The sequence below is a fragment of the Bradyrhizobium sp. 2TAF36 genome (assembly GCF_052114925.1).
Taxonomy (GTDB): domain Bacteria; phylum Pseudomonadota; class Alphaproteobacteria; order Rhizobiales; family Xanthobacteraceae; genus Bradyrhizobium; species Bradyrhizobium barranii.
The window spans coordinates 1-24,538 of record NZ_JBFRFR010000055.1 but is presented as its reverse complement, the minus strand read 5'-3'; the positions used below and the strand labels follow the sequence as shown (position 1 = coordinate 24,538).

The following is a 24,538-nucleotide window of genomic DNA, read 5'->3' as shown; positions in this document are numbered from 1 at the left end:
CTCTTTCTCGCGGACTATACCGACAGAAACAACGCGAACGATTCCTCCACCGTGCGGCGCAGATGCTTTCCATACAATGCGTGGTTGGCATCGTCGGGGCCGACCCGTCCCAGGGACGGCTTCGCGACGTTGCGGAGCGGCACATAGGCGATCGGCGCTGCGATCGGCGTCAGTTGCGAGCCGGGTCCGGCGCGGAGCGTCGAGATGATGCCGTACATCTCGCCGGCAACCGTCGGCCGCGACACCGTGATCACGCGATGCTGGCCGTGCTTGATGATGACGAGATAGATGAAGCCGGACTGATGCGGCACCGCAACCTCGCCGGTATGCTCATAGGCGGCATCGGTCCGCTCGCCCTCGCGGAACACCAGTGAAGACACCTTCGGCTCCCAGACGATCTCGGTGCGATAGGCGAAGATCGCATCCTTGTCGCCGAAGGACGGCCGCAGCGTGATGTAGACGTCCTCGAGCCAGGTCACCGCGCGATGCGCATAGGAGCCGAGGCTGTCGGGCGCGACATCGTTTGCGGCCGGAGGCGTCACCACGGCGGCGCTTTTGCGCAAGGAGACGCCCAGCGCCTGCTCCAGCCGTACGGTCGTTGCCAGCGTGAACGGCCGCCGGCCGCCGAGCACCTTCTCCAGCGTCGACAGGCTGAGCTTGGCCTGCTCGGCCAACGCCTGCCGGGAAATCCGGCGCCTGGCGAGCTCCTCGCGAATGGTCTCCGCGATCTCGCGGCTCTGCTCGTCCGAAAGCTGCCTGTCGGTGACTTTATCCTGCGTCTGCATCGTCAACCCTGCTCCACGGACACCAGTCTAGCAGGGCGGACAAACCAGCACAAAACCGTACATGGCGATCCCGGCCWTGGCCTGCCGGGGCCGGCCGCGGCGGAACATTGCCGATCATTCTGCTCGCGCATTCAGGCGCTCCCGACGGATGCTCCGAGCCAGCGAACACCCTTCGGGAGCAGGCGAAATGGATAGCTACGACACAGCCGACAGCGACGAGCACCCCATGCTGGGGCGGCTGATCAAGCTCGGATTGTTTCTTCTGGTGCAGGGCATCGCAGTGATGCTGGTCGCCTTCGTGGCCCTGCTCGTGAGTCTTGAGCCCGGATGGTCGGCGACGACGGAGCAGGCCAGCCTGCTCCAGCCCGGCGATGCCAAATCCGGCACCCTTCTCCTGAAGGAGGACGGTGCCTACACGGAGGCGATCCGCCTCGGCATCGACGTCGACATCACGGTATCAGGCCCGACGCTGCGCGCCCGCGTCACCCAGGTCTTCCGCAATCCGACCAAGGACTGGGTCGAGGCGACCTACGTTTATCCGCTTCCCACCGGTGGCGCCGTCGACACGCTGAAAATGGTGGTCGGCGACCGCGTCATCATCGGCGACATCAAGGAGCGGCAGCAGGCACGGGTGATCTACGAGCAGGCGCGCCGTGCCGGCCAGAAGGCCGCGCTCACGGAGCAGGAGCGGCCGAACATCTTCACCAATTCGGTCGCCAATATCGGTCCCGGCGAAACCGTGCTGGTGCAGATCGAATATCAGGAGCCGGTGCATCAATCCGGCAATGAATATTCGCTGCGGCTGCCGCTGGTGGTCGGGCCGCGCTACAATCCGGCGCCGATCGTGCAGAGCGTCGACTTCCGCAAGGACGGCTCGGGCTGGGGCGCGACCAATTCGGAGCCGGTGCCGGACCGCGACCGTATCTCGCCGCCGGTGCTGGATCCCGCCAGGAACGCGCCGGTCAATCCGACCAGCATCACGGTCCGCCTGAAGGCAGGCTTCGCGCTCGGCGAGGTCAGGAGTCACCACCATAACGTCAAGGTCGAGAGCCCGGACAATGCGACGCGAATCGTCACGCTCGCTGACGGCGCCGTGGCCGCCGACCGCGATTTCGAGCTGACCTGGAAGCCGGCCGCGGAGAAGGCACCGTCGGTTGGCCTGTTCCGCGAGCGTGTCGGCGGTGCCGATTATTTGCTCGCCTTCGTCACCCCGCCCAGTGCCGAGCAGACGACGCAAAAGCCGCTGCCGCGCGAGGTCGTCTTCGTGATCGACAATTCGGGCTCGATGGGCGGTACGTCGATCGTTCAGGCCAAGGCCAGCCTGACTTACGCCCTCTCTCGCCTTCAACCCAACGACCGCTTCAACGTCATCCGCTTCGACGACACCATGGATGTGCTGTTCCCGGCCTCCGTGCCGGCCGACGCCACGCATGTCGGTGAAGCCACTTCGTTCGTCAGTGCCTTGCAGGCGCGCGGCGGCACCGAGATGGTGCCGGCGATGCGCGCGGCGCTGACCGACAAGGCTGGCGACACCGGCATGGTCCGCCAGGTGGTGTTCCTGACCGACGGCGCGATCGGCAACGAGCAGCAATTGTTCGAAACGATCACTGCGATGAGGGGCCGCTCGCGCGTGTTCATGGTCGGCATCGGATCCGCACCCAATACCTATCTGATGACGCGCGCCGCCGAGCTCGGCCGCGGGGCCTTCACCCATATCGGCTCCGTCGAGCAGGTCGAGGAGCGCATGCGCGGCCTGTTCGCCAAGCTGGAAAACCCGGCCGTGACCGGCCTCAGCGTAAAGTTCTCCGACGCCAAGGCGGACGTGACGCCTGCGATCATTCCCGACGTCTATCGCGACGAACCGCTGGTGCTGGCGGCGAAGCTCGACAAGCTCGCCGGCTCGCTCGAGATCAAGGGACGCGTCGGCGACCGCCCGTGGTCGGTGACGCTGCCGCTGCAAAACGCCGCCGAAGGCAAGGGCCTGTCAAAACTCTGGGCCAAGCGCAAGATCGGCGACGCCGAGGTGGCGCGTACCATGCGCGAGATGACGCCCGAAGACTCCGACAAGGCGATCCTGGCGCTGGCGCTCGACCATCAGATCGTCACGCGGCTCACCAGCCTCGTCGCGGTCGACAAGACGCCGAGCCGCCCCGAGGGCGCGCCGCTCAAGCTCAGCGAGCTGCCGCTCAACCTGCCGGCCGGCTGGGATTTCGAGAAGGTTTTTGGTGAGCGACCGCACCTGACGCCCACACAGTTGCGCGAACGCCATGCGGATGCGCGCAACCAGCCGACGACGAGGCGGCCGACGCCCGCCGCGCCGGATGCGATCCGTCTACCGAAGACCGCGACCTCAGCCGAGCTAAAGATGATCGCAGGTTTCATCCTGATCGTGCTCGCCCTGATCCTGTACGTGTTCAACCGGCGTCAGCCCTTGCTCACTGACGCCGTTTGAGAGAGGAGCCCCCCGAACTCCTCTGTTAGCGCGCGCGGCTGCCCGTCCCATACCAACGGCCGCGCGCGCCTTTTTATCAGCCGTCATTGCGAGGAGCGAAGCGACGAAGCAATCCAGACTGCCGCCACGGAGACAATCTGGATTGCTCCGCTTCGCTCGCAATGACGGGGGAAGGACCATTATGCCCCGCCTCATCTCCCCCGTCGCTGTTGCGCTTGTCGGCCTCATCCTGTTCGGTGACGGCGCCTACATCCATGCCAAGGCCTGGCTCGCGCAGGTGCTGCTGGAGCGCGCGTTCGACAGGAGCGTTGCGACCGGCGAGGCGGTCAAGCCATGGTCATGGGCCGACACCTGGCCGGTCGCGCGGATCGAGGTGAAGCGGATCGGGGCCAGCGCGATCGTGCTGGAAGGCACCAGCGGCCAGGCCCTCGCGTTCGGACCCGGCCATATCCACCAAACGGCTGATGCCGGCGAGCGCGGCATTGCCGTATATGCTGCGCACCGCGATACACATTTCCGCTTCCTGCGGAATGTCGCCATTGGTGACGTAATCGATGTCACACGCCGTGACGGAAAGCACTTTCGCTATCGGGCGGATTCCTCCGCTGTGGTTCGCTTCGATGAGTCCGGCATCGATCCCGCGGCGCAAGAYGTCGAACTGGTGCTCACAACCTGCTGGCCCTTCGACGCCGTCACGCCCGGGCCCGAGCGCTACGTCCTGCATGCCACCTTGATCGAAACAGGTGAATAGCGGTTCGCAATCGGCCATCCGGGATCGATAGAGACCGCGCCGAACAGCCGGGGAACCGCGCTTGATCGGGCCGCTGAACTGGCGTCGTCTCCCATAGACCTGTAAGAACAGCCGATTGATCTTTTGGCGCTGTAATTTTCAGGACAACCTGTAATGGACGACGAGTTCAGGCAGCGCCTCGAACAGCGGCTGGAGCAACTCGAAAATCGTGTCGCGCTCCTTGAACGGAATCAGGACCTCATTGCTGCCGGACAGAGACGCTGGCGACGCCCGCCGATGTGGACCTTCGAGCAATATCCGCCGCGTCTGCTCAACCTGACTGCCTTCCCGCCTGCGCCCGCGATCCCGGCGAATGCGCCGCGGATCACGATGGTCACACCGAGCTACAATCAGGCGCAATATCTCGGCGCCACGATCGAGAGCATCGTCAGTCAGAACTATCCGAAGCTGACTTATCACGTGCAGGACGGCGCCTCGATCGACGGCACGATCGATCTCCTGAAGAGCCGAGGTGAGAGCATCAGCTGGACGAGCGAGCCGGACGAGGGGCAGTCGAACGCCATCAATCTCGGCTTCGCCGGTGCCGACTGCGAGATCATGGCCTATCTCAACAGCGATGACATGCTGCTGCCCGGAGCGCTCGCCTATGTCACCGACTATTTCATGTCGCATCCCGATGTCGACGTCGTCTACGGCCATCGTGTTTTCGTCGACCGCGAGGGGCTCGAGGTCGGACGCGCCGTGCTGCCGCCCCATGACGGCAAGGCTTTGCAATATGCCGACTACATCCCGCAGGAGACGATGTTCTGGCGCAAGCGCGTGTGGGACAGGATCGGGCCCATCGACGAGAGCTTCCACTACGCGATGGACTGGGATTTCATCCTGCGGGCGCAAGCCGCAGAATTCAAATTCGTGCGCCTGCCGCGATTTCTCGCCTGCTTCCGCATCCACGATGCACAGAAGACGGCTTCGACCTACGCGCTCGGCGTCAGGGAGATGGGCATCCTGCGGCGCCGCGTTCTCGGCTTCGATCCGACGCAGATGCAGATCCGGCGCGCCATCGCTTCCTATCTCGCGAAGCAATTGGCCTATCACTACGCCTACAAGCTGCGCCTGCTGCGTTACTGAACGATAGCAGAGGCGTGATCACCATTGGAAAGAATGCGCGGCACGCAGTCGTGGCACGTCGTCCGATCGTTCGCACTTTCGCCAAAAGTCTGGTGATGCTAGCGTTGTCGCGAAACATGCACCATTCCGCCACGCGGCATGGAGCCATCACGATCAGCCCCACCAGACGCCGGCGCAAGACAGGGCGCTGCAACAAGAACAAGAGGTAAAGCGCCATGGAAGCCCAGGTACCTGCTGCGTCTGTTTCTCCGCGTCCATGGTCTCCAGCGCCCGATGCCAGCGATGTCGTCAAGGGCATCCACGCCATGCTGCACCCGCACAACATCGTGCTGGTGGGCGCGACCGACAAGCCCGGCAATTATGCCGAGCGCATCTGGAACAACCTCGTCAAGTACGGCTACGAGGGCGGGCTCTATCCGGTCAACGCCAAGCGCGACACCGTCTGGGGCGTGCCCTGCTACAAGGATTTTGCGAGCCTCCCGGAAAAGCCCGATCACGTGCTGGTGCTGGTGCCCGCGCGCTTTGCCGTGCAGGTGATCCGCGACGCCGCCGCGGCCGGCGCGCGCTCGGCCACCATCGTCACCTCGGGCTTCAGCGAGTTGCAGGATGAGGAGAGCCAGAAGCTCGCTACCGAATTGCAAGCCGCGATACGCGAAACGGGGCTCGCGGTCACCGGCCCGAACTGCCTCGGCAATCTGAGCGCGGGCGAAAAGCTCTTCACCAATATCGACGACCGTGTCGTCACCATGGAACAGGGTGCGGTGGCGATTGCCGGACAGTCCGGCGCCATCGTGATGGCGATCCGGCAGGCGCTGGAGGATCGTGGCGTCGGGGTCGGCTACATGGTGACGACCGGCAACGAGGCCGGGCTCGAGACGCCGGACCTGATGCGCTATTTCGCCGAGGATCCGAGCATCAAGGTGATCGTGGTCTACCTCGAAGGCGTGCGCAATACCAAGGCGTTTCGCGACGCCTGCAAGGCCGCGCGCGCCGCAAGCAAGCCGGTCATCGCGCTCAAGCTCGGTTCGTCCGAGGGCGGCCGCGCCGCGGCGATGGCGCATACCGGTGCGCTCGCAGGCTCAATCGAGACGTTCGACGCCATCGCGACCCGTGAAGGCGTGATCCGGGTTGGCGGGCTCGACGAGCTGATCGAGACCACCGAATGCTTCGTTCACGCGGCCGTGCCCAAGGGCGACCGGCTCGCCGCGGTCACACTATCAGGCGGCAAGCGTGGCATGCTGCTTGACGCCTTCTATGCCGAAGGCCTGAACTTTGCGCCGCTGAGCCCGCACGTCGGCTCCGAACTGGCGAAGATGCTCGGGCCGGGCTCGATCGTCGGCAATCCGCTCGATGCCGGCTTTGCCGCGGTGGTCGATCCCTCCGTCTACATGAAGTCGATCGAGCTGATGATCGACGACCCCGATATCGACATCGTCATCATCGATGCCGAACTGCCCAAGGCGCCGCACGAGTTGCGCGAGCGCAATCTGCGCATCGTTGATGGGATGGCGAGCCGGGCCGGCAAGCCGGTGATCTACATCAGCGCGATGTCGGTCGGCTTCACCGAATTCACCAAAGGCTTGCGCAAATCGCTGCCGCATCTCGCGGTCATGCAGGGCATGGACCGCGCGGTGACCGCGATCAAATCGCTGCTCGACTATGCGAAGCTGCGCAAGGCAGTGCCCGACATCGCCTCGAGCTCGAAGCCTGCCGCCCGCGCCGTGCTGGAGAAGGCGCTGAAATCGGCGAGCGGTGCCGCGCTCGACGAGGTTGCCTCGAAGAAGCTGCTGAAGGCCTACGGCATCCCGATCTCGAAGGAGGCGATTGCGCAGACGGCGGCGGACGCCGCGAAGATCGCGAAGCAGATCGGTTTCCCGGTCGTGGCAAAAGTCGTCAGCGCCGAGATCCTGCACAAATCCGACATCGGCGGCGTGGTGCTGAACCTCGCCAGCGCGGCGGAGGTGAAGAAGGCATTCGCCGACATCACCGCGCGGGTGGCGAAGTTGAAGGGCAAGCCGAAGCTCGACGGCATCCTGATCGCGCAGCAGGTCAAGGCCGATCTCGAGCTCGTGGTCGGCGCGTCGCTCGATGCCGAGATGGGTCCGGTCGTGCTGTTCGGCACCGGCGGCATCGACATCGAGCTGATGAAGGACGTCGCACTCGCCGGCGCACCGCTCGACGAGGCCGAGGCCCGGCTCCTGATCGGCCGCACCAAGGCCGGCATCAAGATGCGTGGCTATCGCGGCAAGCCGGCCTTGCACGAGGCCTCCGCGGTGAAAGCGCTGGTCGGCCTGTCCAATTTGATCGCAGATGCCGGCGACCGGATCGCCTCGATCGACGTCAACCCGTTCCTGATCAACACCAAAACGGGCATCGCCGTCGACGCGCTGATCGTATTGAACAATGCTGCGGCAAAACGCGCGGCAGGGCATTGATGTCGCGTAAGGCGGATTGGCGGGTTACGCTTCCGCCTTCGCTCTTCGAGCTACGGCGGACAAGTCGTTAACCCGCCCGCYCTAGTATTGCGGCCGCAGCATCGTCCTTCCAACCATCCCGCTTTGGCCGTAAAATCGCCCTGCATGGCACGCGCGAGCAACCTCGTAATCGGAACGGCGACGCTGGCGGTCATCGCCGTGGCGTTCGGCGGCGTGCTCGGCGTGCAGAAATGGCGCACCGCCCAGAGCCGGAGCCAGTTGCGCGTGGTGTTCGAGGGCGGCTCCGCCAGCGGCCTCCGCCGCGGCGGGCCGGTCAATTTCGACGGTGTTCCCGCGGGCCAGATCCTGTCGATCAAGCTGGATAATCCGCGCAAGATCGTGGCGCTGGTGTTGCTCGACAACACCGCGCCGATTCGCAAGGACACGGTTGCGGGCATCGAGTTCCAGGGTCTCACCGGCGTCGCCGCGATTTCGTTGATCGGCGGCGCGCCCTCCGCGCCGCCGGTGCCGCTGGATACGGACGGCGTCCCCATGCTGATCGCCGATCTCAGCGACGCCGAATCCATCGTCGACACCCTGCACAGCGTCGATCGCACGATCGTCAGCAATGCCCCTGCGATCAAGGACGGCCTGCGCACGTTCGAGAACTACACCGCCGATCTCAGAAGCAAGGGCGGCGAAATCGACTCCGTCATGGCCAAGGTCGACAGCGCCTTCGCGGGCTTCGACAAGGCGGTCACGAAGATCGAGAGCGTGGTGCCCGGCTTCGTCGACGGCAAGGCCGACGAGCTATTCGAGAAGATCAAAGGGCTGCACGAACTCGCCGACACCATGAAGAAGAAATCGGCGAGCTTCCTCGAGGACACCCGCCGCTCGCTGCTCGACGTCAGCGAGGCCGCCAACAAGATGAGCGGCACGCCGGGGCCTGCCGCCGCCCCGCGCCCGCCGCGCAAGCCTCCGCAGAAGAAGCAGTAGAGACCTCTTACCCTCCCCTGGAGGGGGAGGGTCGATCGCGCGCAGCGCGAGCGGGGTGGGGTGATCTCTCCCCACGGGCAGCGCGCAATGCGGAAAGGCTGTCACCCCACCTCGGTTCGCATTGCGCTTTGCTCCATGCGAACCGATCCTCCCCCTCCAGGGGAGGATGGTAGTCTCGCCGTGGCTTGCAGGTCGCGCCCTACCACGCGTAGCGCACGACGCCCTTGCCGGCGTAGGAGCGGGTGACGTTCGAGAACTCGCCCTCGAAGGTCGCCGACGCAGACCAGCCGTTCATCCAGCTCATCTGCACCGCGGCCGTGGTCAGTGCGGAATCGCGTGCCTGCGCTGCACCGTTCACGACGAAGGCCGATCCCGGCAGGGTCTGGAACACTGCACCGACGCTGCGGTCCGGATTGTAATCATGCGCCCAGGCGACGCGGCCGCGCAGGGTCATCAGGCCACCGGCCGCGGCGAATGATTTGTCGGCGCGCAGGCCGAGCTCGGTGCGGGTGCTGGTGACGTCCTTGGCGGCATAGTTGAGCGCGAAGGTGTTGTTGCCGACCACCGCGAACTCCGAATAGTTCGGAAGGCTGAACAGGGTGGCCTGGGCCGCAGCATAGGGCGTCAGGCCGATCCACTGCGTAGCGTAGCGGTAACCGCCCTCGACACGGCCCGAGAGGGCGTTGGCGTTGAACTGCGCCCGCAGCTGATCGACGCCGGCGGCCGTGACGATGCGGTTGGTCGTGACGTCCTGCCAGCCATAGGCCAGCGCAGCGGTGATGTAGGCAGGTCCTACCGTGTGACGAACGAAGGCGCCGGCCTGGAACAGGTCGGAGCGGCCCCAGCCGAGCYCGTTGACGTTGAAGCCGGTCCCACCGCCGGCAAGCGCAAAGCCGGCGATCGTCGACGGCGAGAAGCGATAGTCGAGGCCGACGGCGGTGCCATAGACGCTGCTGGTGGTGTTGTTCGAACCGAGACCGACATTGCCGTCGGTGGTCTGCGAGCCGCCATAGCCGGCCGCCCACACATCCCAGCGCTGCTCGAAGGTTGCGGCCGGTGCCTTGCGGTAGATCGAGGCGAAGGCGTCGCGCGCGTTCTTGTCACGCCCGCCCTTGCCGGTTGCGGCATAGGCATTCGCGCCCGGCTCGTCGGCATAGGGCGTCGCACCTGATGTGCCGCTGCGTCCCGAGCCGAACACATCGGTCAAGAGGCCAAGGAACAGGTTCATCGCATTGAAGGTCGTCTGCTGCGAACCCGTTGCCGGTTCGCCGGAGGCCTGGGTGAGGCCGTTGGGGCCGAGGCCCGCGAATTCGGCTTGAAGGAAGCCATTGGCGTTGAAGAAATTCTGAAGCGTCGTGGCGACGTTCTGCTGGTTGATGTTGAGCGCGTATTTCGCGCCATAGTTCAGCGTGAAATCGAGGAACACTTCGTTTGACCCGACCGTCGTGGTGCCGACTAGGCCACCCGGCGCGGCAACGCCGGCGAAATTACCGGTGGCGCTGCCGAAAAACTGCATGATCGAGTAGTGCTGCATTATCTTGCTGCCGGGATACAGCGCGACACCCACGGTCCCGTCCAGCGTGACGTTGCCGCTGACGAGCGCATGGCTCGTGCTGAATCCACTACCGGCCTGCACAACATAGACCGAGCCGGGCTGCAAGGTGAGATCGCCCTGGACCTGCATGCTTGAGCCCGGGCCGCCGTCGCCGGGCGCATAGATGCCACCTGTGGCGATAACGGTGTTGCCGACAATCCCGGCGCCGAACAACGCACCGCCGGCATTCACGGTGGTCAGGCTCGATTGCGAGATGTCGCCATCAACCCGCAGGATGCCGCCATTCACCGTCGTCGTACCGGTGTAAGTGTTTGTGCCGGAGAGGATCAGCGTTCCGCTGCCGACCTTTTCCAGCGAGCCGGAGCCGATGAAACCACACCCGCAGGGATCGTAGTCGCCGATGACGCCATCAACCAGCGCGGAGCGGTTATTGCTGCCGACGACGAGCGTGTTGCCGCCACCGATATAGTAGGCGCCATTGCCTTCGATCGAACCGGCCGTGATGCGGCCGTCGCCGTTCGGGCCGAGGCTGATCCCGAAATCGACGACGCCTGTGCCGGTGGTGATGAAGCGCGCATTGCCGCCGGTGGAATTATCGAAGAACTCGGTCTTGCCACCGTCCTTGGTGATGATCGTGGCGTTGCCGGCCGTCGTGAACGCACCGAAATTGGTCAGGCCATCGGCCTCGTTGATAATGGTTGCATTGCCGGCGGTCGCAGTATCGGACCCGGACAGCGTACCAAACACGGTCCCGCTGAAATCCTTGTTCACGATGGTCGCGGAGCCCGCCGAGGATTGATCGAGGAATGCGGTGCCGCCGCCATTCTGGTTGGTGATGTTGGCCGTGCCCGCGTTGGTCCGGCCAAAGAAGCCGGTCAAGCCGCCGTCATTGATGATGGTCGCCCGGCCGGCCGTGGCGGTGTCGGTGCCGCCCCCGAGCGGATCACCGAAGTACAGCTGGCCGTTATTGGTGATCACCATAGAGCTGGCGGAGGTCGCGTTGAGGAACATCGTCGTGCCGGAGACAGCGTTCAGGAGCGATGTAATTCCCGACGTATCGGCATTGACGATATTGAAGAGGCCCTCGTTGTTAACGGCGCCAATGATGCTCGCGGTGTGGGTGGCGTCACCGAGCTGCAGCGCTGCGCACGAACAGATGAAAGTGTCGCCGGTATAGGTGTTGGCGCCGAGCAGCGCCAGGATGCCGGGTCCCTGCACGGAGATGCCACCACTGCCGGTGATGCGCGAGGCGATGACGGCCGATGGGTCTGTCGTGCCGGTGACATCGTTGGTGAAGAACGTCGTCCCCCCGGAGGCTAGCCTGAGATCGCCGCCCTGAATGGTGTAGACAGAACCGTCGCCGGTGAGGTCGAAGCCCACGAGGCTGGTGAGCTGCACGCCGCCTGGCGTAACCGTCACCGTGCCACCGCTTGCCGGCGTCGAGACTCCCGAGTAGCCGAACACCGTGCCGACTGACGAGGGATCGTAAGCAGTGCTGGTCGAACCGAAGACGTCCGTCCAATTCGTGGTGGTGGTGTCCCAGACGCCGCCTCCGCCGTTGACGGCGCCGTTCGGCGTGGTCTGCGACCCGTTGAAGATTTGCTGCGCTGCTGCGGGGCTCGCCGCCGCCGCCGCGCTCAAGGCGAGGCCGATCCAGAATGCCGCGCGAACAGCGGTGGCACGACGCGAGCAACCCCGCCCGCTCGATGGCAACCAAGCCCCCACGCTCTTCCCCTCACCCGCGGCGCTCCCCAGCGGCGCCGCGAGGAACTTAGGCCATGAGGCTGGCCGGTAGAACTACGGTTCCTCGAGAATCAGCCAACGGGACCGCAACTTGGGCAGATTCAACAACTCATGTTGCAACCGAGCCACGGTTTTGCCGGGCTCAATTCCCACCCCGCGCATGCGCCCATGCGTCAGAATGTCCGCTCCATGTACAGCTGTTCACATCTTGGCTCATCATCCAGGGCCGCGCCCCGTGCCCCCATTCCTCGGTGCATTCGCATGAATGGCAAGCGCGCCGTCCGCAATAGCTCAATAGTTGCTCGGGGCCGACCCGTTCGGGATGCCGTCGATCGGACATTCCTCCGTCCCCGGCGTCGAGCGGGTCATCGCCTCGACCATGTCCCGCGTCCCTTCCGGATCGGCGATCCAGTTCTTGTAGAAATCATAGGGGCAGGCCGCCACGCCGCGCGGGCTTTCGCCGGAATTGATCATGCCGGTGTAGCCGCGGTGGACCAGCTTGTAGAGATGGTTCTGCGACTGGCCGTTGCGGCGCGCATCGCGGATCAGATGTTTCGACAGCTGGGCATATTGGATGCCGTAATCCTCCTCGCCGCACTCGCCGAGCGTCCGGCCGTCGAAGCCGATGATCGCGGAGTGACCGAAGTAGGAATAGACGCCGTCGAAGCCGGCGGCGTTGGCGACGGCGACATAGACGTTGTTGGCCCACGCCATCGCCTTGGAGATCATGACCTGCTGCTCCTTGGCCGGATACATGTAGCCCTGGCAACGCACGATCAATTCGGCGCCCTTCATGGCACAGTCGCGCCAGATCTCCGGAAAGTTGCCGTCGTCGCAGATGATCAGGCTGACCTTCATCCCTTTCGGGCCGTCGGAGACATAGGTGCAATTGCCGGGATACCAGCCCTCGATCGGCACCCATGGCATGATCTTGCGGTACTTCTGGACGATCTCACCCTTGTCGTTCATCAGGATCAGGGTGTTGTAGGGCGCCTTGTGCGGATGCTCCTCGTGGCGTTCGCCGGTCAGCGAGAACACGCCCCAGACCTTCGCCTTGCGGCAGGCCTCCGCGAAGATCGCGGTCTCTTCACCTGGCACCGTCGAGGCCGTCTCGTACATCTCCTTGGAGTCGTACATGATGCCCTGGGTGGAGTATTCCGGGAAGATCACGAGATCCATGCCGGGCAGGCCTGCCTTCATGCCCACCAGCATGTCGGCGATCTTGCGGGCGTTATCGAGCACCTCGGCCTTGGTGTGCAGGCGAGGCATCTTGTAGTTGACCACCGCGACGCCGACGGTGTCGTTGCTGCTGGAAATGTCACCGTGAAGCATTTTGAGCGCTCCTGTCTTTTATTTGTTTGAGGTTGCCGTCGATCGAGCGACCGAGACTAGTGGCTGATCATCCAGGGCCGCGCGGTCGGAAAGCCCTTGGCGCCGCTCCTGGTTTTGGTCATCAACCGCGCGGGCTTTGTCTTGTCCGTCGAGCTCTTGTCCTTCACGGTCTTGCCCGACGAACAGCAACCGCAGCCGGGACCATGCGAGGCCTTGTATTGCGCGAGCGTCTGCGGCGCATGCGTGCTGCGCTCGTTGACGGCGTGCGCCTTGCGCTTCTCCGCCGGCATGCAGAAGAAATTCGGCGCGGTCAGGATCACCCGCGGCGCCATGGTCTCGCAGTGCGGACAGCTTTGCGGATCGTCGCATTCCGCCATCGGGCGCAGGTCCTTGAACGGCCCGCAATCGTCACAGAGATATTCATAGACCGGCATCGCATCATCCCTACGCTGTTGCCTGTGAGAGAATTCCCGCGGCGGATGCGGGGCGGCAAGATCGCGCCGTCCCGCATCCTGTCGCGCAGGGAGACTATTTGTCCGGCGAGATCGGCATCTGGATATCGCCGGTGATGTGCTTGATGGGTCCTGCCGCCGACGGCATCACGTCGAAGTCGAAGATCTCGGTCGGCAGCCATAGCGTGGCGCAAGCATTGGGAACGTCGACCACGCCAGAGATGTGGCCCTGGCACGGCGCGGTGCCGAGGATCGAATAGGCCTGGGCGCCGGAGTAGCCGAACTTCTTCAGATACTCGATCGCGTTGAGGCAGGCCTGGCGATAGGCGATGTGGACGTCGAGATAGTGCTGCTTGCCTTGCTCGTCGACCGAGATGCCCTCGAAGATTAGATAGTCCTTGTAGTTCGGCGTGATCGGCGACGGCTTGAAGATCGGATTCTTGATGCCGTACTTCGCCATGCCGTCCTTGATCACTTCGACCTTCAGATGCAGCCAGCCGGCCATCTCGATGGCGCCGCAGAACGTGATCTCGCCGTCGCCCTGGCTGAAGTGCAGATCGCCCATCGAGAGACCGGCGCCGGGCACGTAGACCGGGAAGTAGATCTTCGAGCCGCGCGAGAGATCCTTGATGTCGCAATTGCCGCCGTGCTCGCGCGGCGGCACGGTGCGCGCGCCCTCCGCGCCGATCTTGTCCTTGACGTCCCCTTTGGCGCGGCCGCCATGGGCGGTCGGCGCGAACGGCGGATTGGCGAGGCCGGGCACGCGGGTCGGGTTGGTCGCGATCAGCTCGGCCTCGCGCCTGTTCCACGTCTCCAGCATCTTCGGATCGGGCAGGCAGCCAATCAGGCCAGGATGGATCAGGCCGGCGAAGTTGACGCCGGGCACGTGACGCGACGAGGTGTAGAGACCCTTGATGTCCCAGATCGACTTCTGCGCCAGCGGGAAATGGTCGGTGAGGAAGCCGCCGCCGTTCTGCTTGGAGAAGAAGCCGTTGAAGCCCCACAGGCTCTCCTTCATCGGGCCGACGTCGAGCAGGTCGACGACGAGGAGATCGCCGGGCTCGGCGCCCTTGACGCCGATCGGGCCGGACAGGAAATGCACGATCGACAGATCGATGTCGCGCACGTCGTCGGCGGAATCGTTGTTCTTGATGAAGCCGCCGGTCCAGTCATAGGTCTCGATGATGAAGTCGTCGCCGGAGTTGACCCAGGCCACGATCGGGATGTCGGGGTGCCAGCGGTTGTGCACCATGTCATTATCGTAGGCCGACTTGGTGAGATCGACCTTGATCAGTGTTTCTGGCATCGAGATGCTCCCCTTTTTACACGGTTGGTTAGACGGACAGATATTTCGAGACCTGCGCGGCATCGACGGCGTCGCGCGGATCGTCGCGCACGATCTCGCCGTTCTCGATCACCAGCACGCGGTCGGCGATATCGAGCGCGAAGCTCAGGACCTGCTCTGACACCACGATCGAGAGCCCCTTTTCGTCGCGGATGCGCTTCAGCGTGCGCGCCATGTCCTTGATGATCGACGGCTGGATGCCTTCGGTCGGCTCGTCCAGCAGCAGCACCTTCGGCTTGGTCGCTAACGCGCGCGCGATGGCGAGCTGTTGCTGCTGGCCGCCGGAGAGATTGCCGCCGCGGCGGCCCTTCATCTCCAGCAGCACTGGAAACAATTCGTAGATGTCGGCCGGCACCTCCGATCCGCCGGAGACGACGAGGCCGGTCTCGATGTTCTCCTTCACCGTCATGGTCGAGAAGATCATGCGGCCCTGCGGCACATAAGCGAGGCCCTTGGCGACGCGCTCGTAGCTCGGCAGGCCGCCGAGCTCGGCACCGTCCATGGTCACCGAGCCGCTTTTGGCGGGGAGGATGCCCATCAGCGACTTCATCAGCGTGGTCTTGCCCATGCCGTTGCGGCCCATGATCGCAACGATCTCGTTGGGCGCGACCTTGACGTTGAGCCCGTGCAGCACCTCGCTCTGGCCGTAGGCGACGTGAAGATCGGAAATAGCCAGCATCGTCGCGTCTCCTTAATGGCCCAGATAGACTTCGACGACCTTGGGGTCGTTCTTCACCTTCTCCATGGTGCCCTCCGAGAGGATCTGGCCCTGGTGAAGCACGGTGACCTTGTGCGCGATGTCCTCGACGAATTTCATGTCGTGCTCGATCACCAGCACTGAACGGTTCTTGATGATGCGGTTGAGCAGCTCGGCGGTCTTGGCGCGCTCGGACACACTCATGCCGGCAACGGGCTCGTCCAGCATCAGCAGATCCGGATCCTGGATCAGCAGCATGCCGATTTCGAGCCACTGCTTCTGGCCGTGGCTGAGCAGATCGGCGTTCACGTTGAGCCGGTCCTTCAGGAAGATCATTTCGGCGACTTCGTGCACCCGGTCGCGCACGGCGGCGTCGCGGGTGAAGGTCAGCGCGCCGAACACCGAGCGTCCGCGCGGATAGGAGATCTCCAGATTCTCGAACACCGTGAGATCGTCGTAGATCGACGGGTTCTGGAATTTGCGGCCGACGCCCGTCTTGACGATCTCGTTTTCCTTCATCCGCGTCAGCTCCTTGCCACGGAACTGGATCGAACCCGACGTTGCTTTGGTCTTGCCGCAGATCAGGTCGAGCACGGTGGTCTTGCCGGCGCCGTTGGGACCGATGATGACGCGGATCTCGTTCTCGTCGACGTAGAAAGAGAGATCGTTGACCGCCTTGAACCCGTCGAACGACACGGTCAGTGCCTCGACGGCGAGCAGGAATTCCTTGGGCTGATGACCGACGAGCATGATCTATCTCCTCACTGCCAGCGTGGCATCGGCATCGTGGTGACCTACGAGCATGATGATCTCCTCACTCCGCCGGGGCGCCGTCGGCGACGGAGCTGTCGGTCCAGCCTTCGGGTTTCGGTTTGCGCGACGAGATCAGGCGATTGATGCGCGGCTGGACGTAGTCGCCCCAGATCCCGGCGAGACCGTTCGGGAAGGCCAGGACCACGGCGATGAACAGACCGCCGAGGCCAAACAGCCACAATTCGGGAAAGGTTTCCGACAGGCTGGTCTTGGCGAAGTTAACCAGCAGCGTGCCGTAGACCGCGCCGAGGATCGAAAGCCGGCCGCCGACCGCCGTGTAGATCACCATTTCGATCGACGGCACGATGCCGACGAAGGACGGCGACATGAAGCCGACGTTGAGCGCGAACATGGCGCCGCCGATCGCGGCGAACACGGCGGCGATGCAGAAGGCGAAGATCTTGAAGTTCGCGACGCTGTACCCGGAGAAGCGGACCCGGTCCTCCTTCTCCCGCATCGCGACCAGGATGCGCCCGAGCTTGGAGTGCCGGACGAACTGCGCGATCATGATGCAGGCGAACAGAAGTCCGACTTCAAAGAAGTACAGCACGATCTTGGCGTGGTCGGGCCGGATGTCCCAGCCCTTCAACGTCCGCAGGTCGGTCATGCCGTTGATTCCGCCGGTGTAGCCCTGCTGTCCCACGATCAGGATCGTGAGGATGGCCGCGACCGCCTGGGTGATGATGGCGAAGTAGGTGCCGCCGACTCGGCGCTTGAACATCGCGGTGCCGATGATGAGGGCGAAGATGCCAGGCACGAGAATGATGGCGGCGATCGTGAAGGTGAGGCTGCTGAATGGCTTCCAGAACAGCGGCAGCGCGGTGATCTGATTCCAGTCCATGAAATCGGGGATACCCGGCGTCGACTGGATCTTGGTGTTCTCCACGCTCGATGCCTCGAGCTTGAGGAACATCGCCATGCAGTAGCCGCCGAGCCCGAAAAACACGCCCTGACCGAGGCTCAGAATGCCGCCATAACCCCAGCAGATCACCAGCCCCAGCGCGACGAAGGCATAGGTCAGGTATTTCGCGACCAGATTGAGCCTGAAGACGTCGAGCGTAAGCGGCAGAACTACCACCAGGAAGACCGCGAGCACCAGAATTCCGATGAACTCCGATCGGTTGAAGAAGCGATTGTCGGTCATTGCATCAGCCCCAGTTTCTCACTTGCGGACCTTGAGGGCGAACAGCCCTTGCGGCCGCAGCATCAGGATTCCGACAACCGCGAGCAGCGTCAGCACTTTCGCCATCGAGCCCGACATGAAGAATTCGAGGGTGGATTGCGTCTGCGAGATCGAGAAGGCCGAGGCGATGGTGCCGATCAGGCTGGCGGCGCCGCCGAACACGACCACCAGGAACGTATCGACGATGTAGAGCTGTCCGGAGGTTGGCCCGGTGGAGCCGATCATCGTAAAGGCGCTGCCGGCGACACCGGCGATGCCGCAACCGAGACCGAAGGTGTAGCGATCGACCTTTTCGGTGTTGATGCCGACGGCTCCGGCCATGATGCGGTTCTGCACAACGGCGCGGACCTGGCGGCCCCAGCGCGACTTGTACATGAAATAGGCGACGCCGATGGTGATCAGCACGGTGAGGCACATCACGAAGACGCCGTTGATCGGCACCTCGATGCTGTCGGTGACGTGCAGCGAGCCGAGCATCCATTGCGGCAGCTCGACGCCGACCTCGCGCGCGCCGAACACGGAACGATAGGCCTGCTGCAGCATCAGGCTGAGGCCCCAGGTCGCCAACAGCGTATCGAGCGGGCGCTTGTAGAGATGCCGTATCAGCACCCACTCCACCAGCATTCCCAGCGCGCCGGATGCGACGAAGGCCAGGATCATCGCCAGGAAGAAGTAGCCGCTGAACAGGCTCGGCAAATAGGCCTGGAAGAAATTCGACGTCATCCAGGTGACGTAGGCCCCGAGGATCATGAACTCGCCGTGAGCCATGTTGATGACGCCCATCTGGCCGAAGATGATCGCAAGCCCGAGCGCCATCAGGACGTAGACCGAGAACAGGATCAGTCCCGCAAAACCCTGCATGACGAAGATGGAGCCAAGATCACCAAGCGAATAGTCGCCGAACATCGATGTCCTCCGTCAGGGATAAGGTCCCGCGTCGCGAGCAGGTTCGCGACGCGGGGGTCTTGAGCGTGGATTTGCGGTCCACGCCAGGGAGRGGTTTGGGAGAAAGCGCGGCTGATGCCGCGACTTACTGATAGCCCTTGGGGAACGGATCCGGCTCGACGAGATCGGCGGTCTCGTAGATCAGCTCGAACTGACCATCGAGCTTGGCGCGTCCCACCCGGGTCTTCGACCAGAGGTGATGGTTTTCGTGGATGCGGACATAGCCTTCCGGCGCACCCTTGAACTCGACGCCGGGCGAGGCCGCCGCGATCTTGTCGACGTCGAACGAGCCTGCCTTCTCCACCGTCAACTTCCACAGCCACGGGCCGAGATAGGCAGCCTGGGTGACGTCTCCGATCACGGTCTTCTCGCCCCACATCTTCTTGAAGGCCGGCACGAAGGTCTTGTTGTTCGGATTGTCGAGCGACTGGAAGTACTTCATGCAGGCATAGGCGCCCGCGATGTTCTCGCCGCCGATGCCGTCGATTTCGTCCTCAGTCACCGAGATGGTCAGCAGCGCCTGCTTGGAGAGGTCGATGCCGGCCGCCTTGAGCTGCTTGTAGAAGGCGACGTTCGAGCCGCCGACGACGTCGGTGAAGATCACGTCGGGCTTGGTCAGCTTGATCTTGTTGATGACCGAATTGAACTGGGTGTTGCCGAGCGGATAGTACTCTTCGCCGACGACCTTGCCCTTCAGCACGTTCTCGACGTGCTTGCGCGCGATCTTGTTCGAGGTGCGCGGCCAGATGTAGTCAGAGCCGATGAAGAAGAACGACTTGGCGCCCTTTTCCTTGGCGATCCAGTTCAGGCCGGCGAGAATCTGCTGGGTCGCTTCCTGKCCGGTGTAGATCACGTTCTTGGACTGCTCGAGGCCTTCATAGAAGGTCGGGTAGTAGAGCATGCCGTTGTACTGCTCCATGACCGGCAGCACCGCCTTGCGGGATGCCGAGGTCCAGCAGCCCATGATCGCCGCGACCTTGTCGTTGACGAGCAGCTTCTTGGCCTTCTCCGCAAAGGTCGGCCAATCGCTGGCGCCGTCTTCCTGGATGAACTTGATCTTGCGCCCGAGCACGCCGCCCATGGCATTGATCTGCTCGATGGCGAGCTTTTCGGCCTCGATCGAGCCGGTCTCGGAGATGGCCATGGTGCCGGTCGCCGAGTGCAGGATGCCGACCGTCACCTCGGTGTCGGTGACCGCCAGGCCCGTCGTGTTGACCGCCGAGGTCGCCGGAGCCTGCGCGAAAGAGGCCCGCGGCAGCATCGTGATGGCCGGCACGGCGGCCATTCCCATCAATAGTTTGCGCCGGAGCGGCGACAACAGGCCCTTGTTTGCTTCGTCTGACATGAGCACCCCACTTTTGTTCGAGGACACGCGATTGGTGCCGTGAGGATGGCTCGAATTTGTGCAGCGCAAGCATACGCAAGATCGCGTATACTGCACCGCAAAATACCGACGTAGGCTTCTGGTACGGAATTTGCGAGGGCTCTGGGACGTATCGGGAGTGGGGTAACGAGTGGCAGGGCGGCAGCGAATAGACCGCGTCAGGCGCCAGTACAACCAGTGGGTCGCCAACCAGACGCTGGAAGACTACGCGCTGCGCTTCACCGCCAAGAGCGCGCGCCGCTGGTCTGCCGCCCGTGTCGCCAACACTGCACTCGGCGCCATCTCCTTCCTGGCGCTGGAAGCGATCGGCGGCACCATCACGCTGAACTACGGCGTCACCAACGCCAGCGCCGCGATCCTCGTCGTCTCCATCATCATCTTCTTCTGCGGCGTGCCGATTGCCTATTACGCAGCCAAGTGCGGCATCGACATTGACCTGCTCACCCGCGGCGCCGGCTTCGGCTATATCGGCTCGACCGTCACCTCGTTGATCTACGCCTCCTTCACCTTCATCTTCTTCGCCATCGAGGCGGTGATCCTGGCAACGGCGCTGGAGATGTGCTTCGGCATTCCGCGCCCGATCGGCTACCTCATCAGCGCAGTGGCGATCATTCCGCTCGTGACCTACGGCATCACGCTGATCAGCCGCTTCCAGCTCTGGACGCAGCCGATCTGGATCATCCTGCACATCCTGCCCTTTGCCGCGATCGCCTGGGCCAACCCCTACTCGTTCACGGAGTGGCGCAAGTTCGCCGGCGAGCATGGCGACCCGAGCGGACATTTCGATCTGCTGCTGTTCGGTGTCGCATCCTCGGTGGTGTTCTCGCTGGTGGCGCAGATCGGCGAGCAGGTCGACTTCCTCCGGTTTCTGCCGCGCGACCGCCGCACGTCGCGAACGTCGTGGTGGATCGCCCTGCTGATCGCGGGCCCGGGCTGGATCATCTTCGGCGCACTGAAATTGTTGCTGGGCTCGTTTCTCGCCTTCTTCGCGCTGAGCCACGGCCTCTCGGGCGAGCTGGCGGCCGAGCCCGCGCACATGTATCTCGAAGCGTTTCGCTACRTGCTGTCGCAGCCGGATCTGGCGCTGGCGCTCACCGGCATGTTCGTGATCCTGTCGCAGCTCAAGATCAACGTCACCAATGCCTATGCCGGCTCGATCGCCTGGTCGAACTTCTTCTCGCGTCTGACGCACAGCCATCCCGGCCGGGTGGTCTGGCTGGTGTTCAACGTGATGGTGGCGCTGCTGTTGATGGAGATCGGCGTCTACAAGGCGCTGGAGCAGACGCTGGCGCTCTATTCCAATGTCGCGATCGCCTGGGTCGGCGCGCTCGTCGCCGATCTCGTCGTCAACAAGCCGCTTGGCCTGCGTCCGCCGCAGATGGAGTTCAAGCGCGCCCATCTCTACGACATCAATCCGGTCGGCGTCGGCGCCATGACGATCGCGACCATCGTCTCGATCGCGGCGTTCTACGGCCTGTTCGGCCCGACCATGAAGGCGCTCGCCGCCTTCGTCGCGCTGACTGTCGCCTTCGTCACCGCGCCTGTCATCGCCTGGCTCACCGACGGAAAGTACTACATCGCGCGCAAGCCGAAGAAGAGCTGGGCCAATATCGAGTCGATCCAGTGCTGTATCTGCGAGCACAGTTTCGAGCCGGAGGACATGACGTCCTGCCCCGCTTACGCCGGCCCGATCTGCTCGCTGTGCTGCTCGCTCGATGCACGCTGCCACGACCTCTGCAAACCGCATGCGCGCGCGCAGGTGCAGTTCGCCGAAGCGCTCGGCAGGATTCTTCCCGAACCGATCTACCGGCGGATCAACTCGCAGTTCGGCCACTATATCGGCGTGTTCGTGGTCTCCGCCGGACTCGTCGCGCTGGTGCTGGGGCTGATCTATCTCCAGACCTCGGCGAGCGTGCCCGGCGAGAATTTGCTCGTCTCGAACGTGCTCTGGAAGGTGTTCTTCTCGCTCAGCATCATCATCGGCGTGGTGGCGTGGCTGTTCGTGCTGGCGCAGCAGAGCCGTCGCGCAGCGGAAGCCGAGACGCGGCGGCAGACCACGCTTTTGATCCAGGAAATCGATGCGCACAAGCGCACCGACGCCGAGCTTCAGCGCGCCAAGGAGGTCGCCGAATCCGCCAACCTCGCCAAGAGCCGCTACGTGGTCGGGCTGAGCCACGAGCTGCGCTCACCGCTGAACGCGATCAGCGGCTATGCCCAGCTCCTGGAGCAGGACGCGACGCTCAACACCAAGCCGCGCGACCAGGTCCGCGTGGTTCGCCGCAGCGCCGATCACCTCTCCGGCCTGATCGACGGCATTCTGGATATCTCCAAGATCGAGGCGGGGCGGCTGTATCTGTCGCGCGACGAAGTGCGCCTGAGCGAATTCCTCGACCAGCTCGTCGGCATGTTCCGTCTCCAGGCGGCCGCCAAGGGCATCGACTTCGTGTTCAGGCGGCCCGCGCATTTGCCGGTCGTGGTCTACGCCGACGAGAAGCGGCTCCGCCAGGTGCTGATCAATCTGCTCTCCAACGCGATCAAGTTCACCCAGACCGGCAGCGTGCAGTTCGTCGTACACTATCGCAGCCCCGTTGCCGAGTTCGAAGTGATCGACACCGGCCCCGGCATCCAGGGCGACGACCTCGAACGCATCTTTGCGCCCTTCGAGCGTGGCGCGCTCGGCGTCTCGCAGCCGCAGACCGGCACCGGGCTGGGCCTGACCATCAGCCGGCTGCTCGCTGGCGTCATGGGCGGCGACATCAAGGTCTTGAGCACGGTTGGCGCCGGGAGCACCTTCAAGGTCAAGCTCCTGCTGTCGGAAGTCGCCAATCCGCTGCGCATCGCGCCGGTGGAGGCGCCGGTCTCCGGCTATCGCGGCGCACGCAAGACCATCCTCATCACCGACGACGACCCCGTGCATCGCGACCTCCTGCGCGAGGTGCTGGCGCCGCTCGGCTTCATCCTGCTCAGTGCACCCGATGGGCCAGGATGCCTCGCGCTGGCGCAACATTGCCGGCCCGACCTGTTCCTGCTCGACATCTCGATGCCTGCCATGGACGGCTGGGCCGTCGCGGAGGCCTTGCGCACGAGCGGCCATCACCAGGCGCGCATCCTGATGGTGTCGGCGAGCGCGCTGGAGGCTCACGGCACGCCGTTGGCGCAGCCCTTCCACGACGGCTATTTGATGAAGCCGATCGACATCCCGCGGCTGCTGGAAACGATCCGTCAGCTCCTGAAGATCGAATGGCAGTACGGCGCGGACCAGATCGCGGTGCCGTTCTGGCGGCTCGAGAGCGGATCAAGGCCACCGGTGCGGCACATCGAGGCGCTGATGGGGCTCGGCCAGATCGGCTACGTCAAGGGCATCCAGTTGAAGCTGGACGAGATCGGCAGCGAGCACCCCGAGCATGCCGACTTCGTCGCGGAAATGCGGTCGCTGGTCGATCGCTTCGATCTCGACCGGTACATGGCCACATTGAAGACGTTGCATGCGCATGAGCATTGAGTCGAGGAAGCGCGATGTCGCGCTCGTTGTCGATGACTCCCCGGAGACGCTGCGGCTGCTCACCGACGCGCTCGACGGCGCCGGGATGACGGTGATGGTAGCGCTCGACGGCGCGGCCGCGATGCGCATCGTCGACCAGATCACCCCCGACATCGTGCTGCTGGACGCCGTGATGCCCGGCATGGACGGATTCGAGACCTGCCGCCGGCTCAAGCGCGATGCGGGCGTTGCCAACGTGCCCGTGATCTTCATGACGGGCCTTGCGGAGACCGAGCACATCGTGCGCGGGCTGGAGGCCGGCGGCGTCGACTACGTGACAAAACCGATTGTGATCGAGGAGATGCTGGCGCGCATCCGTGTCCATCTCGGCAACGCCCGCCTGACCCAGAGCGCGCGCGCAGCGCTCGACGTCTCCGGCCGCTTCCTGTTCGCGGTCAACCGCCAGGGCAATATTTTATGGGCAACGCCGCAGGCGCAAAAACTGCTGGCCGATCATCACGGCGCGCAGACCGACGACTTCGTCCTGCCGCCATCACTCCTGCAATGGCTGGAGCAGGCGAAGGACAAGGGCAGCTCGAAGTCGCAGGCGGCTCCCCTGCCCGACAATCCGCAACTGCGGCTCTACTACATGGGCGAAACCGCGCCGAACGAATTCCTGCTGCGGCTGTCCAAGGAGTCCGGCACCGCGCTGCCGCCCGAATTCACCAGCGAGCTCGGCCTCACCACCCGCGAGGGCGAAGTGCTGGCCTGGCTCAGCAAGGGCAAGACCAACCGCGACATCGCGCAGATTCTGGGCTTGAGCCCGCGCACCGTCGACAAGCACCTGGAGCAGATTTACGCCAAGCTCGGCGTGGAGAACCGGACCGCGGCGGCGGCGATTGCAACGAATGCGACGCGAAGGAATTCGTAGCGGTACTGCGAATGAGTTGAGATGCCACTTGCCCAACAAACAATGTCGTCCCGGGGCGCGCAGCGAGCCCGGGACCCATAACCACAGGAAGATGTTTGGCGAAGACTCGGAGTTACCTGCCCGTTCTATAACCACTGCCTGGGAGTATGGG

Annotated in this window: 17 protein-coding genes; 7 read left to right on the top strand and 10 right to left on the bottom strand. The window is 63.9% G+C overall.

Translation table 11 applies throughout. The features are described from left to right. Nucleotides 1-14: 14 nt before the first annotated feature. Entirely contained in the window at nucleotides 15-785 is a 771-nt protein-coding gene (locus tag AB4Z51_RS28710; RefSeq protein ID WP_166071581.1) for a helix-turn-helix transcriptional regulator, read from the bottom strand. 187 nt (nucleotides 786-972) lie between these two features. Between AB4Z51_RS28710 and AB4Z51_RS28705 the strand changes: the two genes are divergently transcribed. The 5 genes from AB4Z51_RS28705 (at nucleotide 973) to AB4Z51_RS28685 (ending at nucleotide 8,526) form a co-directional block, all read left to right on the top strand. Continuing rightward, complete coding sequence (locus AB4Z51_RS28705; RefSeq protein ID WP_441498459.1) at nucleotides 973-3,237, top strand: marine proteobacterial sortase target protein; 2,265 nt, start codon at nucleotides 973-975, stop codon at nucleotides 3,235-3,237. 181 nt (nucleotides 3,238-3,418) lie between these two features. Next, the gene (locus AB4Z51_RS28700) at nucleotides 3,419-3,988 is read left to right on the top strand and encodes a class GN sortase (RefSeq protein WP_441498495.1); all 570 of its coding nucleotides are present in this window, start codon (nucleotides 3,419-3,421) and stop codon (nucleotides 3,986-3,988) included. 153 nt (nucleotides 3,989-4,141) lie between these two features. Continuing rightward, nucleotides 4,142-5,116, top strand: coding sequence for a glycosyltransferase family 2 protein (locus tag AB4Z51_RS28695; RefSeq protein ID WP_441498458.1), 975 nt, complete (start codon nucleotides 4,142-4,144; stop codon nucleotides 5,114-5,116). 215 nt (nucleotides 5,117-5,331) lie between these two features. Then, nucleotides 5,332-7,551 carry an acetate--CoA ligase family protein gene (locus tag AB4Z51_RS28690; RefSeq protein WP_441498457.1) on the top strand — a complete coding sequence of 740 codons (2,220 nt, stop codon included), beginning with the start codon at nucleotides 5,332-5,334 and terminating at the stop codon, nucleotides 7,549-7,551. Between the two features lie 144 nt (nucleotides 7,552-7,695). Continuing rightward, nucleotides 7,696-8,526: an MlaD family protein gene (locus AB4Z51_RS28685; RefSeq protein ID WP_441498456.1), complete on the top strand. Its 831-nt coding sequence runs from the start codon at nucleotides 7,696-7,698 to the stop codon at nucleotides 8,524-8,526. Between the two features lie 199 nt (nucleotides 8,527-8,725). Here the strand turns inward: AB4Z51_RS28685 and AB4Z51_RS28680 are convergent, their stop codons facing one another. The 9 genes from AB4Z51_RS28680 to urtA form a co-directional block, all read right to left on the bottom strand. Beyond that, the gene (locus AB4Z51_RS28680; RefSeq protein ID WP_441498455.1) at nucleotides 8,726-11,722 is read right to left on the bottom strand and encodes an autotransporter outer membrane beta-barrel domain-containing protein; all 2,997 of its coding nucleotides are present in this window, start codon (nucleotides 11,720-11,722) and stop codon (nucleotides 8,726-8,728) included. Between the two features lie 393 nt (nucleotides 11,723-12,115). Further along, nucleotides 12,116-13,156: an aliphatic amidase gene (locus AB4Z51_RS28675; protein ID WP_441498454.1), complete on the bottom strand. Its 1,041-nt coding sequence runs from the start codon at nucleotides 13,154-13,156 to the stop codon at nucleotides 12,116-12,118. Between the two features lie 56 nt (nucleotides 13,157-13,212). Continuing rightward, on the bottom strand, nucleotides 13,213-13,590 hold the full coding sequence (locus AB4Z51_RS28670; protein WP_085404020.1) for an FmdB family zinc ribbon protein: 378 nt from the start codon (nucleotides 13,588-13,590) through the stop codon (nucleotides 13,213-13,215). A 94-nt stretch (nucleotides 13,591-13,684) separates the two neighbouring features. Beyond that, entirely contained in the window at nucleotides 13,685-14,914 is a 1,230-nt protein-coding gene (fmdA, locus tag AB4Z51_RS28665) for a formamidase (protein ID WP_441498453.1), read from the bottom strand. A 28-nt stretch (nucleotides 14,915-14,942) separates the two neighbouring features. Further along, nucleotides 14,943-15,632 carry an urea ABC transporter ATP-binding subunit UrtE gene (urtE, locus tag AB4Z51_RS28660; RefSeq protein ID WP_028149116.1) on the bottom strand — a complete coding sequence of 230 codons (690 nt, stop codon included), beginning with the start codon at nucleotides 15,630-15,632 and terminating at the stop codon, nucleotides 14,943-14,945. A gap of 12 nt (nucleotides 15,633-15,644) precedes the next feature. Next, entirely contained in the window at nucleotides 15,645-16,400 is a 756-nt protein-coding gene (urtD, locus tag AB4Z51_RS28655) for an urea ABC transporter ATP-binding protein UrtD (RefSeq protein ID WP_011083791.1), read from the bottom strand. A gap of 64 nt (nucleotides 16,401-16,464) precedes the next feature. Then, nucleotides 16,465-17,607, bottom strand: coding sequence for an urea ABC transporter permease subunit UrtC (gene urtC / locus AB4Z51_RS28650; RefSeq protein WP_354177123.1), 1,143 nt, complete (start codon nucleotides 17,605-17,607; stop codon nucleotides 16,465-16,467). A gap of 18 nt (nucleotides 17,608-17,625) precedes the next feature. Beyond that, entirely contained in the window at nucleotides 17,626-18,552 is a 927-nt protein-coding gene (gene urtB, locus AB4Z51_RS28645; RefSeq protein WP_441498452.1) for an urea ABC transporter permease subunit UrtB, read from the bottom strand. A gap of 124 nt (nucleotides 18,553-18,676) precedes the next feature. Continuing rightward, entirely contained in the window at nucleotides 18,677-19,936 is a 1,260-nt protein-coding gene (gene urtA, locus AB4Z51_RS28640; RefSeq protein WP_028149118.1) for an urea ABC transporter substrate-binding protein, read from the bottom strand. A 169-nt stretch (nucleotides 19,937-20,105) separates the two neighbouring features. On the opposite strand from urtA, the gene AB4Z51_RS28635 reads away from it, so the two are divergent. Beyond that, complete coding sequence (locus AB4Z51_RS28635) at nucleotides 20,106-23,477, top strand: hybrid sensor histidine kinase/response regulator (RefSeq protein ID WP_441498451.1); 3,372 nt, start codon at nucleotides 20,106-20,108, stop codon at nucleotides 23,475-23,477. Beyond that, nucleotides 23,461-24,387: a response regulator gene (locus tag AB4Z51_RS28630; protein ID WP_441498450.1), complete on the top strand. Its 927-nt coding sequence runs from the start codon at nucleotides 23,461-23,463 to the stop codon at nucleotides 24,385-24,387. The genes AB4Z51_RS28635 and AB4Z51_RS28630 overlap by 17 nt, the downstream gene beginning before the upstream one ends. Nucleotides 24,388-24,538: the final 151 nt, after the last annotated feature.

Bases quoted from the DNA above. Each gene is read 5' to 3' on its own strand.
- urtD (WP_011083791.1), bottom strand. From the start codon at position 16,400: ATGCTCGTCGGTCATCAGCCCAAGGAATTCCTGCTCGCCGTCGAGGCA.
- urtC (WP_354177123.1), bottom strand. From the start codon at position 17,607: ATGACCGACAATCGCTTCTTCAACCGATCGGAGTTCATCGGAATTCTG.
- AB4Z51_RS28630 (WP_441498450.1), top strand. From the start codon at position 23,461: ATGCGCATGAGCATTGAGTCGAGGAAGCGCGATGTCGCGCTCGTTGTC.
- urtE (WP_028149116.1), bottom strand. From the start codon at position 15,632: ATGCTGGCTATTTCCGATCTTCACGTCGCCTACGGCCAGAGCGAGGTG.
- AB4Z51_RS28675 (WP_441498454.1), bottom strand. From the start codon at position 13,156: ATGCTTCACGGTGACATTTCCAGCAGCAACGACACCGTCGGCGTCGCG.
- AB4Z51_RS28685 (WP_441498456.1), top strand. From the start codon at position 7,696: ATGGCACGCGCGAGCAACCTCGTAATCGGAACGGCGACGCTGGCGGTC.
- AB4Z51_RS28695 (WP_441498458.1), top strand. From the start codon at position 4,142: ATGGACGACGAGTTCAGGCAGCGCCTCGAACAGCGGCTGGAGCAACTC.
- AB4Z51_RS28690 (WP_441498457.1), top strand. From the start codon at position 5,332: ATGGAAGCCCAGGTACCTGCTGCGTCTGTTTCTCCGCGTCCATGGTCT.
- AB4Z51_RS28710 (WP_166071581.1), bottom strand. From the start codon at position 785: ATGCAGACGCAGGATAAAGTCACCGACAGGCAGCTTTCGGACGAGCAG.
- AB4Z51_RS28670 (WP_085404020.1), bottom strand. From the start codon at position 13,590: ATGCCGGTCTATGAATATCTCTGTGACGATTGCGGGCCGTTCAAGGAC.
- fmdA (WP_441498453.1), bottom strand. From the start codon at position 14,914: ATGCCAGAAACACTGATCAAGGTCGATCTCACCAAGTCGGCCTACGAT.
- AB4Z51_RS28705 (WP_441498459.1), top strand. From the start codon at position 973: ATGGATAGCTACGACACAGCCGACAGCGACGAGCACCCCATGCTGGGG.
- urtB (WP_441498452.1), bottom strand. From the start codon at position 18,552: ATGTTCGGCGACTATTCGCTTGGTGATCTTGGCTCCATCTTCGTCATG.